Here is a 15,543-nt window from a genome sequence, read left to right as displayed (position 1 = left end):
TGGCAACGCTCAAGGCGCGCGAATCACCACCATCGACAACACCGGCTCGACAAATATCACAAATGAGGGCACAATAACCACGCTCAATAACAACGCGGGCAATAATAGTGTGATTGGGAATCTTGGCAATGCCGGCTCAATTACTACATTGAAAAATGAATCTAGCATTGTAGCCCTTACAAATACTGGCACAATAGGCGATGCAAATAATGCAAACAACAAGCTTGATAATCAAGGTTCTATCGGCTCACTTGGCAATAGTGGGACAATTTATTATGTCGATACAAGTGCAAATAACACTGGTGCTATCACAACAAGATTACAAAATCAAACACAAGCAGGCGCTGCCAAAGCAACCATTAATGGAGATATTAACTTACAAAGCGTGGCAGGTGCAGATGTGGTAGCAATAAATGACAATGCAAACATTGCTGGCACTCTAAGCAATAAGGCAAACTCAAGCGCACAAATCGCAAATCGCAATGGTGCAACTTTAACAACACTAGCTAATGAATCTAATGCCACAATCAAAGACTTGCAAAACACCGGGGCAAATTCTAATATAGCTACTTTTACTAACCAAACAGCTGGCAGTGTGGATTCTCTCACAAATCAAAATGGTGCAAAAATAGATACTTTCACAAATGAGGGCGAAATCACAGCTATGGTAAATGACAACGCCACTATTGATAGACTTACTAACACCGGCACAATCAAAGACTTGCAAAATAACGCAACCATTACTACCATTGAAAACAATGGCGGTGAGGCGACAATAAGAACATTTGCTGGCTCAAGTGTTGCTACTTTAACAAACAACGCAAATGCGACTTTAAATCTCAATGCAAATGGTGGCAAAATAACCACCCTTACAAACTCTGGCACTGCTACCCTTGCTAATGCTGGAACAATTGAAAGCTTAACAAACACAGGCAATACCGCTAATGCTAAGCTTACTAATGGAGGGATTATTACTAATTTAACCCTTCAAGGTGGCACACTTGCGCTAGATTCTACTAACACCGGAACTATCACTACGCTAGAAAATCAAACAGGAAGCAGCATTGCAGGTTTTACTAATGCAAATACTATCGAAACCTTTAGCAATGCTGGAAAAGTAGATTCTCTAACCAACACAGGCAGTATTAATAAATTTACTAACTCTAGCACTATTGCTACTTTAACCAACGCAAACACCATTAAAGAATTTACCAACTCAAACACCATCACCACCTTAAATAACTCTGGTAATATTACAGGCTTTAGCAACACAGGCACTATTACTAATTTAGAGAATTCCGGGCTTATTACAACCTTTACAAACACTGCAGGACATGATGCAAGTATTAACACAAGAGATAATGGAATCTTTAGTGGCTTTACCAACGAAGGAAATGCAAACATTAGCTCAAGCACAAACTTAGACATACAAGATGGCTTTAGGAATGCAGGAACAATAAACGCTCAAGTCTTAAGCATAGTAGATTCTGCTAACTTGCCATTTGATAATACAGGAGGCACAATCACCTTAGGAAATAATGGTGTGTTAAACATCACAAGAACGCCCAATGGCTTAACTAATATCATTAATGCCATAGGAGGAGATACAGCTAATCCTACAAACCTAAATAACCTCGCCCACATCAATGGCACCATACAAGGAAACAACAACGCTACTAATACAAGCATTAACCTAAAAGGTTGGGCATTACAACTAAGCCTATCAGAAGATGAATATAACAACACAGGCGCAAGCGCTGGAAGTAATTATGGAATCACTGATGCAAACTCTCAAGCCCTCAAAGAGCATATTATCCTAGGCAATGGCGTCAATGTGGAAAATGTCACAGCGGAAAATAAAGCTATTACGATTTATCTCACAAGGGAAGCTCAAGCCATAGGCGAGAGGTATTATTATAAAAATGTCATTTTGCAAAATGACGGACAGGGCAACTTTAGCGAAACCACTCACAATGTCGCCAGCACAACTACCAATAACGCCACCGCAAATAACGCAACAATCGCAAATGGCGCTGTAAGCAACTCTTTGTCCTTTGCTTCTATTAACACAAGGCAAGGCACGATAACCGTTAATTCAACGCTTGATCCGGGCAGAGATGAAGCCTACTTCGTGCTTGGCGTGGAGGCAGACGATTCCCCGGGCATTGCGTTATCTAAAGGCGCGGTGTTAAGCTCTATGCGAAGAAGCGTGATGATTGATAATATCTTAGATTCTCTCTCAAGGAAAATGTTTCACTCTAAATATGACGCCTCAAAAGCCACAGCAGCCAAAGTAAGGCAAGATAGAGTGATTTTAACAAGAGTAGAGAAAAAGAATAAAAACTCAAAGATTCTAAAGGATATAAAAGATTCTAACAATGCGGATTCTAAGAATACAGAATCTCAAGCAAATAGCGAAAATGCAAGCGCAAACAACGCGGATGATGCGAGCATTTCTCAATCTGAAGAAATCCTTTTAACCAGCAAAGACTTAGATTCTATCAAAGATGAATCTGACTACACCTACACAAGCAAGGTTAAAAAGCTCAAAGACACTATCAGTATGAAATACACTAATCAAGATTTGTTAAGCGAGCTAAACCTTATATTTGTGCCTTACATTGAGCCAAAAAGCTATGATAGCTTTATCCTTCCGTATGCAGTGCATGATAGCACAAATCTAGGCGCAGGCTCTAGCTCTACAGAACTAGGAATGGGCGCACTTCTAGGAGCTCATAAGAATCTAAAAAGATTAGGAAGCGTAGGTGTGTATGCAGGCTATGAATACAGCAATATAAACATAGGCAGAAATGATGGTTCCGCAAAAGTAGGCAATCAATCCTTTATGGCAGGGGCGCAATACTACAATACGCTTTTAGCCAAAGGTTATACTGAACTCTATGTGAAAACTATCTTAAAAGGTGAGTTAGAAACGCCAAATATGAGCTATAGCATGACAGATTTAGGCACAGCCAAAGCAAGACCAAATGTGCTAAGCGCAGGCGCAGAGTTTAGGATTGGCGCGAATATGTATAATATTTACAAAAACTCTTATATCTCGCCAGAACTAGGCTTAGGCTATACCTTTATGAGTATAGATAGTTTTAGCTTGGATTATGGGGCGCTAGCAGCGATTGAAACCTACACAAGAAGTAACTTTCATTTGCCCGCATTAAGCGCACAAATACGCTATGAAAAAGCAGTGAATAATAAATGGCGCTATACGCTTCTAGCCGGTGCTAGGTATAACCTCATACAAAGGCATCTTATTACTTTGAGATTAGGCACATTTAGCGATAGCGCACATTTGGTTGTGCCTAGCTTTTATGTGTATTCAGAAGCCAGCGCGCATTACAAAATAAAAGAGAATCAAGAATTTAACTTCTCATATAATGGATTCTATCACCCTCAAGGCATAGCTACAGCTTTATCAATGAAATGGGTTGTGTGGTTTTAAAAGCTAGAGGGATTGTGCAATCTCAGCAATGGCTTTAAGGGTAAGCTCGGCGTCTATGAAAGTTGTGCTATAGCTTGGGCTTAGGCGGATTGTGCCATGGGTTGCAAGCGTGCCTATTGTCTTATGTGTGCAGGGGTTACAATGCAAGCCAGCGCGCACGCAAACGCCATAGCGCTTATCAAGCAAATGCGCCATTTTAGCAATATCCGCGCAGGTAAAGGAAAGCACACCCGTGCTTTTATAGCTAGATTCTATCTCGCAAATTTTAATTCCTCCTAGCCCCTCAATGCGCCTTAAGCCCTCTACAAAATACGCGCGGATAGCATTTTCATGCGAAAAAATCTTTTCCACGCCGATATTTTCAAGCCATTCAAGCGCGGAATCTAGCCCAGCAATCGCGTGCATATTTTGCGTGCCACTTTCAAACTTATCAGGAAGCGCATTTGGTTGCTCTAGGCTTTCGCTCGCACTGCCAGTGCCTCCCAAAATAAAAGGCTCTAAATATTGCGCCGCCCTCTGGCTTAACGCGCAGATCCCTAAACCCATAGGCGCTAAAAGCCCCTTGTGCGCGCTTCCACACACAAAATCTATGCCATCATTTTCAAACGCGCTCACGCCTAGAATCTGCGCTGCGTCAATAAGCAAAAACGCGCCAGATTCTCGCGCAATCTCTTTGAGATGATCTAAGGGCATAATCGCGCCGGTTACATTATTTGCGCCAATGCACGCGATGAGTTTCACGCCTTTTGCTAGCTCTTTTGCCTGCGTGAGATCAAGTCCACATTGCGCGGTGGTTGGGATTTCTCGTATTTTAATGCCCTTTGTGCGCTCTAAAAACTTGAGCGGACGCATAAGCGCATTGTGTTCAATTTGGGTGATTAGCACGCTGTCATTTTGCTCTAAAATCCCATGTAGCACGAGATTTAGCGCATAAGTGGTATTGTAGGTGAAAAAGATATTTTGCGCGCTTTGCTTATTCCCCAAAAGCCTTGCTAATCGATCACGCGCGCTAAAAAGCAGATTCCCAGAATCTTGCGCGCTTTTATACGCGCCCCTGCTTGCGCTCGCACCGATATTTTGCATAAATTCCGCCACCGCTTGCACCACGCAAGGAGGCTTAGGAAAGCTTGTTGCGGCATTATCAAGGTAAATCATCATCTGCCTTTGTGTGAAAAATTGCTAGCGATTATAGCACGAGTTTGCGCTATAATGTCGCGCAAAAACCTAAGGAGGCGCAAATGCGCATACGCGTCTATTTTGAAGATACAGACTGCGGGCAAATCGTCTATCACACAAACTACATAAAATACTGCGAGCGCGCGCGCAGTGAGCTGTTTTTTAGCCAGAATAGTTTGCCTTTTGAGGGGAATTGTGGCTTTGTGCTAAGCTCGCTTAATGCGAAGTTTGTCGCACCTGCGAGGCTTGGAGATTTACTGGAAGTGCGCTCAAAGGTGCTAAAAATGCGCCAAAGCAGTTTGCTAATAGAGCAGCAAATTTATAGAATCCACAGCGCGATAGATGGAAGCAGTGAGGAGATTCTCATCTTTAGTATGGAAGCACTGCTGGCATTTGTCGATACAGCGTTGCAAAAACCGCTCAAAATCCCGCCACGCTTTTTGGAAGTTCTCAAATCACTAGATTAAGATGGAATCTTAGAGCGTTGGTTGAGATTTTTAAAAACTTTATCGGTAATCTATCAATCAAAACAAGGTAGAATACGCACGCTAACAAAATGAGAGAGCGAGAGGAAATTGCGGGAGTTGCGCCTTTAGGGGCGTTGCAATATCTTAAAAACAGGAGCAAACAAATGCAAAAACCACCACATAATGACATAGAAGCAAGCGCGGAGAGCTTGGAGGGCGCACAGATTCTCTATCCTACAAGATGGGAATATGCCGTGATTGGCAAAAGTGAGGCGCTCATTGAGGAGGCGATTTTTGAGGTGCTAGACATTCCTTTTGAAATCACCAAAAAGCGCCCTTCAGGCAAAGGCAACTTCCTAAGCGTGCATATCGCGCTAGAGGTGGATTCCAAAGAGCAACGCGATAGCATTTTTAGCGCGCTCAAAAATCACAAAGACATCGCAATGGTGCTCTAAATGCGCTTTGGCAAAATCGCGTATATCAATCTCTTGCCTTTTGATGTGTTTATCAAGGCGTATCCTCTGCCTAGCTTTATGAAGCAGTATATCGCGCTTAAAAAATCCTATCCTAGCAAGCTAAATAAGGACTTTTTGTTTAGGCGCATTGACGCGGGCTTTATTTCTTCAATCGCTGGTATGCGCGCGCATCTTAAAAATCACGCGACAAAAAGTGGCATTATCTCAAAAGGCGCGGTGTGGAGCGTGCTAGCACTGCAAGGAAGCGGGCTTGATTATCAGTCAGCCACTTCAAACGCGCTTTTGCAGGTGCTAAATCTGCAAGGAAAAGTGCTAATTGGCGATAGGGCGCTACTTGTGAAGTTTGAAGATTCTGCAAGCTCGCGCAATGCGATTGATTTAGGCGCGCTGTGGTGGGAGAAGGAAAGTGTGCCATTTGTGTTTGGGCGACTTTGTTTTCATAAATTTGGCGCGCGTTTGCAGCATTTAAGCACGCGCTTTAACCGCGCTTTTGATACAAAGCACAAAAAAATCCCTTATTTTATCCTGCAAGACGCGAGCAAAAAAAGTGGGATTAAGGCGGATTTTATCAAGCAATATTTGGAGAGAATCTTTTATAAAATCGGTGCAAAAGAGCGCGTGGGATTGGAGCGATTTTATCGTGCTGTGCGCTTAAAACGCATTAAGCAACCTCAAAGATTTTCTAAATAATTAAAGGCGTGCGAAATGCTTTGCTACACGACTTTGGATAATAAAAAACAAGCGCGAAAAATTGCAAAATTGCTTTTAAGTAAAAATCTCATCGCCTGCGCGCAGATTCAAAAAATTTCTAGCCTTTATCGCTGGGAAGGCAAACTTTGCGATGATAGGGAGTTTTTACTCACACTTAAAAGTCGCCCAAAAAAGCGCAAAAAGCTTTGTAAAATCTTAACCAAACTGCACCCCTATAAAATCCCAGAAATTGCGTGTGTGCGGGTAGATTCTTGGGGGAAGGCGTATAAAAAATGGCTTTTGAAACAATGCAAGCGGTAATGAAATGCGGGTAATAAATTTTGTATATTAAGGAGAAAGTTTGGAAAATGAAATAATCGATCGTTTTACGCGCTCAAGGCTTCTTTTTGGAGAATCTTTTGAGCAGATTCAAAAAACGAGCGTGCTGATACTTGGCGTTGGAGGCGTGGGGAGTTTTGCGCTAGATTGTTTGTATCGTAGCGGGATTGGGAATCTTAGTATTGTTGATGATGATAGTTTTGAAGTCACAAACCAAAATCGCCAAATTGGCTCGCAGTTTTTAGGTGAGCCAAAAGTAAAGGCTCTGGCGCGCTTGTATCCGGGCGTGCAGGCGTTTGAAGAATCTGTAAGCGCGGAGTTTTTGCAAAGGCATAATATTTTGCAATATGATTATATTATCGATGCGATTGATGATATCCCTATGAAAGTGGCGGTGGCAAAGATAGCGAGCCAAAAGCCCTATGGTATGTATATTGCTTCCACAGGGAGCGCGAAAAAGATTAATCCTTTGAAAATTGAGGTTGGCTCGATTTGGAAAAGCAAGGGTGATAAATTTGCGCGAAAATTCCGCGATAATCTCAAAAAAGCGCGAGTAAAGGCGAAATTTAAGGTTGTCTTTAGCCAAGAGATTCCAAAATGCAAGGGTTTGGGAAGTTTTAGCGCGGTTACGGGCGGATTTGGGTTGGTGATCGCAAGTCAAGTTATTGATGATATTATCACAAGGAGCAAAAAATGAGAATCTACGCAAAACCTTATGACGACGATGAGTTCGACTACGCAGATGATGAACAAGATGAAATGCAAGATGACTTGTATGGGGATTTTGATGATGAGGATAGCGGAAGTGGCTTTGGCGGGTATGATGACGACGACTATGAAAGTCCAGATTCTGAATACGAGGACGAGTAGCGATGCTTAAAGTAGCCTTAATCCAACAACGCTATTTGGACTCAAAATCCGCGACAATCGCCTATACAAAGGGCGAGATTCTAAACGCTGCCAAAAATGGCGCAAAGCTCGTATGCTTGCAGGAATTACACACGAGGGAATACTTTTGCCAAAGCGAGAATCCGCAGTTTTTTGACTACGCGCTTGAGTTTGAAGAAGACATTGCCACTTTTGGGAAAATCGCCAAAGAAGCGGGCGTTGTGCTTGTAAGCTCGTTGTTTGAAAAGCGCGCAAGCGGGCTGTATCACAACACCGCAGTTGTGTTTGAAAGTGATGGCTCGGTGGCTGGGAAATACCGCAAAATGCACATTCCAGACGATCCACAATTTTATGAAAAGTTTTATTTTACGCCCGGAGATTTGGGCTTTGAGCCTATTGCGACGAGTGTCGGGAAGCTTGGTGTACTTATTTGCTGGGATCAGTGGTATCCAGAAGCTGCGCGCATTATGGCTTTGAAGGGCGCGGAGATTCTCATTTATCCAACGGCTATTGGGTGGTTTGATGAGGATAGTAAGGAGGAAAAAGCGCGCCAGCTAGATTCTTGGGTGGCTGTGCAGCGCGGGCATAGCGTGGCAAATGGCTTGCCATTGCTTTGCATTAATCGCGTGGGATTTGAAAAGGATACTTCAGGCGTGGCAAAGGGCATTCGATTTTGGGGGAATAGCTTTGCTTTTGGCGCGCAGGGCGAGCTTTTGGCGCAAGCTAGCAAAGAGGAAGCGCAAACGCTATTTGTGGATATTGATTTGTCGCGCAGTGAGGAAGTGCGCCGTATGTGGCCCTTTTTGCGCGATAGGCGGATAGAATCTTACAAGGCGCTTTTGAAGCGTTTTTGTGATTAAAATTTAAGGAGTGAGAATGCAACAAACCAAAGAGGCGTGGGAACTAAAGGCAAAGACTTTTCGTCGTTTTAAGAAAAATGAAGAAGATACGCTTGAGATTTTAGAGTTTTTTAGACAAAATGGCGCGGATTTTAGAGGCAAGGAAATCATTGATATTGGTTGCGGGAATGGGCGCTTTAGCCTTGAGTTAGCAGAAGAGGCAAAGCACATTCTTGCGCTTGATATTTCAGATACAATGCTAGAAAATATCGCAAATGACGCGCGCGCACTTGGGTTTGGCAATATCACCACGCTTTGCAGTGATTGGGAGAGCTTTAAGATTGAGAAAAAGTTTGATATCGCACTTGCTTCAATGACGCCAGCGCTCAATAATAAAGCGGGATTCTTAAAAGCCCTTGAAGTCTGCATGGAGGGCTTGGCGTATGTGGGCTGGGGGCGCAAGAGGGAAGCGGAGTTTATCGATACGCTTTTAAAAGAGCATGGTATGCGCTTAGAGTTGCCCGTGGGCTTGCCAAATGTGCTTGAATGGCTCAAAGAGCTTGGTTATAAGGAGCCAAAATTTGCCTATATGTGCGCGGATTTTACCTATGAAAGCGATGTAGCGCAAGCGATAAATGATATGGCGTTTAATGTCAAAGTGCATGGGGGCGAGCCAAACCACGCGCTCATCGCAGAATATGTCAATGCGCGCGCAAAAGATGGCAAGATCCGCTACACGCACACGCGCGAGGTGGGTTATACCTTTATTAAAAAGCCTTAGGGCTTAGATTCTATTTATTTTGGGCGAAAATGGCGCAAATTTATTTTAAACACAAGCTTCCTTTTTTGCGTCTATCCAGCTTGCAGAGCGCTTTTGCAAGCACACAGGATAATGACTTTTTAGAGCTCAAAGAATACGAGCTTAACGATGATGCGCGCTTTATCGCGCCTTTGGCGTCGCTTAAATACAATCGCTTGATGAGCAAAACTTTTGGCGCAGGGAAGTTGTCGTTCCTGCATCTTTTTATCTGTGAATCTAAAAGCCTTAATTTAGGCGCGCCTGTGCGCAAGAGCGAAACAATCAGCGCGATTTGCGAGATTTTATTGCAAAGCGCGCAGGTTTATAATCTCAAACCACTTTTGCACATTCTTAATTCCCACAGCACGCGCACGATTAGTCAAATTAATCTTATGAAAGCGTATTTGCAAACTTTATGCGACAAAAAGGCGCGAAATGCACAAAATACACCACAATTGCAGAATCTACGGCTTGATTTTCACAAAGTGATGCATTTTATCTCTACTCAAAAGCGCAAAAATGGTTTAGGCGTGGTTTTGGGAGATTTTTTTGACATAGATTTAGCGCGCGCGCCTGTTTTTAGCGCATTGCAAAGTGAGTTTTTGCTTTATGCGCTTTGCGTGCGTGATAGGGAGGAGCTAAGCGCGGATTTTTTGGAAAGTGTAAATTGCGTGCGCGATGTGGAAAGCGGGGAGATTTTTAAAAATATTTTAAGCAAAAAGCCTTATTTGCGTAAGCTTCACGCGCAAGATTCTAGTATTAAAGCGTATTTTAAAAAGCTCAACGCTCGCTTTTGCGTGCTTAATCCCGCGCATTCTTTGCTAGAAAATTTACAAAGGATTTTTTGAGATTTTAACTTTGCAAGGCTAAATTTTGCTAGGAAACAAGCGCAGGACAAACTTTTAAGCTTTGAATTCTTTTGTTATAATTTCCCCTTTATAATTTTTTCGTTTTGGAGTCGCTATGAGTGCAGAAAATACCCACAAAATCCCGCAATTTAGGGACTTTGGCGATATGCAAAAATTTTTGGATTTTTTGCAATCTCAAGGTGAGCTAAAAATCATCGACACGCCCCTTGATATTTACCTTGAAATCCCGCATTTAGCGTATTTAGAAGTGAAAAAGAAAGATTCTAAGGCGCTACTTTTTACAAAGCCCATTGATAAAAAAAATAACAAAACCTTTGATATGCCCGTTTTAATGAATCTCTTTGGTTCGCACACCCGCCTTAATCTCATCGCCCAAAAGCAAAGCGAGCAAATCGCGCGCTCCATTCAATCTTTGCTAGATTTTGCACCAAAAAAGGGCTTGTTGCAAAAAATTTCACAAATAAAAGAGCTTTTTGCCCTGCGTAAGGCTTTCCCAAAGCATTTTAGCGGAAAAGCCCCTTGTCAAGAAATACGCAAAGACGCGCGACAAGAGGCGCAACAGGACAAGCCAAATCTTTATGATTTACCCATCCTTACGACTTGGGAGCATGACGCCGCGCCTTTTATCACAATGGGGCAGGTTTATACTCAAAGCCTTGATGGGAAGCAAAAAAACCTCGGAATGTATCGCTTGCAGGTGTTTGATGAAACGCATTTGGGTTTGCATTGGCAGGTGCATAAGGATTCTAATCACTTTTTTCATCAGTATAAAAAAGCGGGTAAAAAAATGCCTGTCACAATCGCGCTAGGTGGCGATCCGCTGTATATTTGGTGCGCGCAGGCGCCACTTCCGCTAGGTGTTTATGAATTGCTACTTTATGGCTTTATACGCGAGCAAAACGCGCGCCTAGTGCCATGTCTGACAAATGAACTCAAAGTGCCTTATGATGTGGATATTGTGATTGAAGGCTTTGTGGATACGAGCCTTGAGCGATTAGAAGGACCTTTTGGTGATCACACGGGCTTTTATACGCCAATAGAGCCTTATCCTGTGCTTGAGGTGAGCGCTATAACGATGAAAAAAAATGCTATTTTCCCCGCAAGTGTCGTAGGCAAGCCACCGCTGGAGGACAAATATATGGGCTATTTGACCGAGCGTGTGTTTTTGCCACTTTTGCAACGCACGACACATGGCTTGCTTGATTACCACATGCCAGAAAATGGCGTGTTTCACAATCTCATTTTTGCCAAAATCGCGCCAGAATACCCAGCGCACGCATTGCAACTGATGCACGCATTTTGGGGTGTGGGACAAATGAGCTTTGTTAAACATGCGATTTTTGTGGGGAGTGACGCGCCCGCGCTAGATGATTATGAGAATCTTGCGAATTACATTCTAAATCGCTTTAGCGTGGAAAATATGCTAATAAGCGAGGGAATCTGCGATGCACTCGATCACGCAAGCCCGAGTTTTGGCGTTGGTGGGAAGCTCGGTATAAACGCCACAAATGACGCGCCAAAATTTGCAAAGAGCTTTCTCTTGCACGCAGATTCTGAACTAAAAGAGCTTTTAAGTGCGGAATTTGACTTTGTCAAAGATGTTAAGCAGTATTGCATTGATAGCGCTAATCCGCTTTGTATGCTTGCTTGTCAAAAGGGTGAAGTGAGCTTGCAACAAGCAATCCGCGCGAAAGATTTGAGTAAATTTAAGGATTCTCTGCGGATTGTATTTTTGCTTGATTTTGCAAAAAATGACTTGCAAAATCCCTATATGCTGACTTGGCGCATTGTTAATAGCATCGATGCGAAGCGCGATATTTGGGTGCAAGAGGGCATTGTTTTTGTCGATGCGAGCGATAAGGGGGAAGTGGATAATCACCACCGAGAATGGCCTAAAGAGACGGACTGCACGCCTGAAGTGATAGATTCTCTGCGTCAAAAAGGCTTGCTTGAAAATATCGATGATGGATTTTTGAAGTTTTATCAAATTTGTGAAAGCAAGGCATAAAAGCGCGCGTGGTTTTATCCTTGTGTGTTCTAGCTAGCTAAAGCGCGCTAGTATTAAGAGAATTTTAACAACTCTAAGCTACAATTGCGGATTTTAAAACCTTTTGGAGAATGCAATGCAAGAATCCTTGCTAAAATCCTGTGCTGCGGAGTTTGGCACGCCTTTATATGTGTATGATTTTGATAAAATTAGCGCGCAGTTTGAAGCGTTTAAAAATGCCTTCAAAGCGCGCAAGTCCCTTATTTGCTACGCACTAAAAGCAAATCCAAATCTAAGCGTAATCCAGCATTTAAGCGCGCAAGGTGCGGGTGCGGACTGCGTGTCTATTGGTGAAGTGAGACGCGCGCTTTTAAGTGGCGTGCCAAAATATAAGATTATTTTTAGTGGCGTTGGCAAGCGCGATGATGAGATTTTAGAGGCGTTGCAAAGCGATATTTTGTTCTTAAATGTTGAGAGTGAAGCCGAGCTTTTGCGCATTGAATCTATCGCGCAAAGCATTCAAAAAGTCGCAAGAATTTCTGTGCGCGTCAATCCAAATATTGATGCCAAAACCCACCCCTACATTTCCACCGGATTGCATGAAAATAAGTTTGGCGTGGATATAGAGAGTGCAAAAAAGCTCTATATCTATGCCAAAAAGTCGCAATTCCTCGATCCTGTGGGGATACATTTTCATATAGGATCGCAACTCACCGAGCTCTCACCCATTATCCAAGGCGCGCAAAAAGTCGCAGAGCTCGCACACAGCTTGCTAGCGCTTAAGATTGAGCTAAAGTTTTTTGATGTTGGCGGGGGCATTGGGATTTGCTATGAAAATGAAAAAACAATCAATCTCTATGACTACGCGCAGGGGATTTTGGGCGCGCTAAAGGGGCTTGATGTGACGATAATTTGCGAGCCGGGCAGGTTTTTGGTCGCAGAATCTGGCGTGTTGCTCACAAAAGTGCTGTATGAAAAATACAATGAAAAAAAGTGCTTTATCATCGTTGATGCTGCGATGAATGATCTTATGCGCCCGACATTGTATGATGCTGTGCATAAGGTGCGCGTGCTGGATTCTAAAGATTTGCAAAATGGAGCTTGCGCGTCAGAATCTGGTGTGCCGGATTCTATAGCGCAGGGAGCAAACAAAAGCAAGGCAGATATCGTAGGGGCGATTTGTGAAAGCAGTGATTTTTTGGCTAAAGGTGTGGAAATGCCACCGCTAGCGCATGGAGATTTGCTTTGTTTTGCTAATGCGGGGGCGTATGGCTTTAGCATGGCGCATAGTTATAATACGCGCCCGCGTGCAGCGGAAGTTGGCGTGCAAAATGGCAAGGCATTTCTTATCCGCGAGCGCGAAAAGTTTGAGGATTTAATCGCACCGGAATTGAAGTTTTTATCCCCGCAAGATTTAAACAAAAACACAGAAGGGAAATAAATGGCAGATTCTAACTTTTTAGATTCCAAACGCGCGCAAATTGATAGAATCGATGAAAATATTTTGCAATTGCTAGAGGAGCGCATGGGGCTTGTGCGCGAGATTGGCAAGTATAAGCAACAGACAAAGGGCGCGATTTATCGTCCAGAGCGTGAAAAGGCGATAATCGAGCGCCTAAGTAGCCTACAAACTGAAAAAAGCTACCTTAAAAAAAGCGCGATTGCAGCTATTTATGAGGAGATTTTCGCCCTTTCACGCAACCTTGAGTTGCCCGAAAAAGTGGGCTTTTTGGGACCCATTGGCAGTTATACGCATCAGGCTGCGGAGGAGCGATTTGGCGCGATGAGCGAGTATATCGCGCTTAGCAACATTTCATCAGTTTTCAAAGCTCTAGAGCAGGGTAGCGTAAAATATGGCGTAGTGCCGATTGAAAATAACACAAATGGCGTCGTTGGCGCGACAATTGACTATCTCAACAATAGCGAGCTAAAAATCATCGCAGAAATTATCCTGCCAATCCATCACAGCTTTGCCTCAAATTGCGAGCATATCGCCCAAATCCGCAGAATCTACTCAAAAGACATTGCCTTTGGGCAGTGTGATTGGTTTTTGAAAGCGCATAGTTTAGATGATTTGGAGCTTGTGCCTGTGGATTCTACAGCCAAAGCCGCGCAACTTGCCATGAATGAAAAAAACAGCGCGGCAATCTGCTCTAAAATCGCCGCAAAGCTCAATAATCTGCCAATAATGTTTGAAAATATCGAAGATTCCACAAACAACAAAACGCGCTTTGTGATTATTAGCGATTTCACAAACGCGCCAAGCGGGGCGGATAAAACCTCGGTGTTTGCGACTTTGAGCGACTACAAAGAAGGGGGCGCGTTGTTTTCGCTTTTGAAAGACTTCAAAGAATTTGGAATCAATCTCACCAAAATTGACTCCCGCCCAATCAAGGCAAAGCAGGACTTTTCCTTTGGGTTTTTTATCGATTTTAAGGGGCATTATGAGGATTCTAATATTAAAGCGCTTTTTGCCAAAAGAGGCAAGGACTTGAAATGGCTAGGAAGCTATGTTGCGGGCTTTGATTTTGAAGGGTGAGGTTTTGTACGCGATAAGTTTTAAAAGGAATAAATTATGGATTTTTGTAAAATTGAACTCAAACACAAAGAAATTTTTGACAAATACCTAGCGCAGGATAATCTCGCGCTTTCGGATATAAATTTCACAAATTGCTATATGTGGCGGCATGCGCGTGAGATTAGCTTTGCGGAGGTGGCGGGAAATCTCATCATTAAAACGCAATATCCAGCTCAAGCACCCTATATTTTTTATCCCATAGGCAGTGGCGATAAAAAGGCGAGTTTGGATTCTATGCTGCAGGAATTTAAGGCGCAAAATTTGAGCCTACAAATCCGCGCATTAAGCAAAGAGCAAGCAAGCGAGCTAGAGCAATTCTACCCGCACGCAAAGCCTGTGGCTAACCGCGATAAGTTTGATTATATTTACAGCGTGAGCGAGCTTATTACGCTTAGCGGGCGCAAATACCACAAGAAAAAAAATCACCTTAACTATTTTTTGCAGGAATACGCCCACTTTGCCTATGAGGCGATAGATTCAAGCAATATCGCGCAATTGCAGGCTATCAATAACGCGTGGTTTGAGGCAAATCCAAACAAAAGTGAGGGGCTCAAGTTTGAAAATCTCGGCATTAATGACGCGCTAAATTCTTTCGAAGCGCTTGGCTTGAAAGGCGGGCTTATCCGCATAGATTCTCAAATCGCAGCTTTTAGCTTTGGCGAGACTATCCCCTGCACGCTTTCACATGAGGGCGTAAGTGGCGGTGTGGCGGTGATGCATATCGAAAAGGCAGATTCTCAATTTAGAGGGATTTTTCAGGCGATAAATCAGCAGGTTTTGGAGCATTGTTTTGCGCAATGTGCGTGGGTGAATAGAGAAGAGGATTTAGGGATCGAGGGTTTAAGAAAGGCAAAGCTAAGCTACCAGCCGACATTTTTGCTTGAAAAATTCGAGGTTGTTTTGTAGCTAAAGGAATTCAAGTTACGCGCCAGCGTAACCCTTAAAAAGCGTTGTCGGGGGTGGGGGATTGATAAGGGG

At 43.3% G+C, this 15,543-nt stretch carries 15 protein-coding genes; 14 read left to right on the top strand and 1 reads right to left on the bottom strand.

What is annotated here, in order from left to right; all coding sequences use genetic code 11:
• On the top strand, nucleotides 1–3,457 hold a 3,457-nt coding region (locus CQA49_RS10115; RefSeq protein WP_181882657.1), incomplete at its 5' end, for an autotransporter outer membrane beta-barrel domain-containing protein.
• Nucleotides 3,458–3,460: 3 nt separating this feature from the next.
• Here CQA49_RS10115 and CQA49_RS08840 read toward each other — a convergent pair.
• Complete coding sequence (locus CQA49_RS08840) at nucleotides 3,461–4,612, bottom strand: aminotransferase class V-fold PLP-dependent enzyme (RefSeq protein ID WP_115575595.1); 1,152 nt, start codon at nucleotides 4,610–4,612, stop codon at nucleotides 3,461–3,463.
• Between the two features lie 83 nt (nucleotides 4,613–4,695).
• Here CQA49_RS08840 and CQA49_RS08835 point away from each other — a divergent pair, with 83 nt between their 5' ends.
• The 13 genes from CQA49_RS08835 to CQA49_RS08780 all read left to right on the top strand — a co-directional run bounded on the left by CQA49_RS08835 (nucleotide 4,696) and on the right by CQA49_RS08780 (nucleotide 15,471).
• The gene (locus CQA49_RS08835) at nucleotides 4,696–5,100 is read left to right on the top strand and encodes a YbgC/FadM family acyl-CoA thioesterase (RefSeq protein WP_115575594.1); all 405 of its coding nucleotides are present in this window, start codon (nucleotides 4,696–4,698) and stop codon (nucleotides 5,098–5,100) included.
• Nucleotides 5,101–5,264: 164 nt separating this feature from the next.
• Entirely contained in the window at nucleotides 5,265–5,555 is a 291-nt protein-coding gene (locus CQA49_RS08830) for a DUF493 domain-containing protein (protein ID WP_181882656.1), read from the top strand.
• Complete coding sequence (locus CQA49_RS08825) at nucleotides 5,556–6,266, top strand: MqnA/MqnD/SBP family protein (protein ID WP_115575592.1); 711 nt, start codon at nucleotides 5,556–5,558, stop codon at nucleotides 6,264–6,266.
• A gap of 15 nt (nucleotides 6,267–6,281) precedes the next feature.
• Nucleotides 6,282–6,587: a divalent-cation tolerance protein CutA gene (gene cutA / locus CQA49_RS08820; RefSeq protein WP_115575591.1), complete on the top strand. Its 306-nt coding sequence runs from the start codon at nucleotides 6,282–6,284 to the stop codon at nucleotides 6,585–6,587.
• Nucleotides 6,588–6,627: 40 nt separating this feature from the next.
• Nucleotides 6,628–7,302: a ThiF family adenylyltransferase gene (locus CQA49_RS08815; RefSeq protein WP_115575590.1), complete on the top strand. Its 675-nt coding sequence runs from the start codon at nucleotides 6,628–6,630 to the stop codon at nucleotides 7,300–7,302.
• On the top strand, nucleotides 7,299–7,475 hold the full coding sequence (locus tag CQA49_RS10110) for a hypothetical protein (RefSeq protein ID WP_181882658.1): 177 nt from the start codon (nucleotides 7,299–7,301) through the stop codon (nucleotides 7,473–7,475). Before CQA49_RS08815 ends, CQA49_RS10110 begins: the two co-directional genes overlap by 4 nt.
• Before the next feature lie 2 nt (nucleotides 7,476–7,477).
• Nucleotides 7,478–8,353 carry a carbon-nitrogen hydrolase gene (locus CQA49_RS08810; RefSeq protein ID WP_115575589.1) on the top strand — a complete coding sequence of 292 codons (876 nt, stop codon included), beginning with the start codon at nucleotides 7,478–7,480 and terminating at the stop codon, nucleotides 8,351–8,353.
• A gap of 16 nt (nucleotides 8,354–8,369) precedes the next feature.
• Nucleotides 8,370–9,113 (top strand): bifunctional 2-polyprenyl-6-hydroxyphenol methylase/3-demethylubiquinol 3-O-methyltransferase UbiG, encoded by a 744-nt coding sequence (locus CQA49_RS08805; RefSeq protein ID WP_115575588.1) that lies wholly within the window; start codon nucleotides 8,370–8,372, stop codon nucleotides 9,111–9,113.
• Between the two features lie 29 nt (nucleotides 9,114–9,142).
• Nucleotides 9,143–9,979, top strand: a complete 837-nt coding sequence (locus CQA49_RS08800) for a hypothetical protein (protein WP_115575587.1) — start codon at nucleotides 9,143–9,145, stop codon at nucleotides 9,977–9,979.
• A gap of 166 nt (nucleotides 9,980–10,145) precedes the next feature.
• Nucleotides 10,146–12,008, top strand: coding sequence for a menaquinone biosynthesis decarboxylase (locus CQA49_RS08795; protein WP_115575596.1), 1,863 nt, complete (start codon nucleotides 10,146–10,148; stop codon nucleotides 12,006–12,008).
• 115 nt (nucleotides 12,009–12,123) lie between these two features.
• Complete coding sequence (gene lysA, locus CQA49_RS08790) at nucleotides 12,124–13,428, top strand: diaminopimelate decarboxylase (protein ID WP_115575586.1); 1,305 nt, start codon at nucleotides 12,124–12,126, stop codon at nucleotides 13,426–13,428.
• Nucleotides 13,429–14,526, top strand: coding sequence for a prephenate dehydratase (gene pheA, locus CQA49_RS08785; protein ID WP_115575585.1), 1,098 nt, complete (start codon nucleotides 13,429–13,431; stop codon nucleotides 14,524–14,526).
• Between the two features lie 36 nt (nucleotides 14,527–14,562).
• The gene (locus CQA49_RS08780) at nucleotides 14,563–15,471 is read left to right on the top strand and encodes a DUF2156 domain-containing protein (RefSeq protein ID WP_115575584.1); all 909 of its coding nucleotides are present in this window, start codon (nucleotides 14,563–14,565) and stop codon (nucleotides 15,469–15,471) included.
• Nucleotides 15,472–15,543: the final 72 nt, after the last annotated feature.

Origin of the sequence: Helicobacter sp. MIT 00-7814 (assembly GCF_003364115.1) — a bacterium.
Classification (GTDB): Bacteria; Campylobacterota; Campylobacteria; order Campylobacterales; family Helicobacteraceae; genus Helicobacter_F.
The sequence above is the reverse complement of the archived record's forward strand: the minus strand, read 5'-3'. Positions and strand labels throughout refer to the sequence as shown.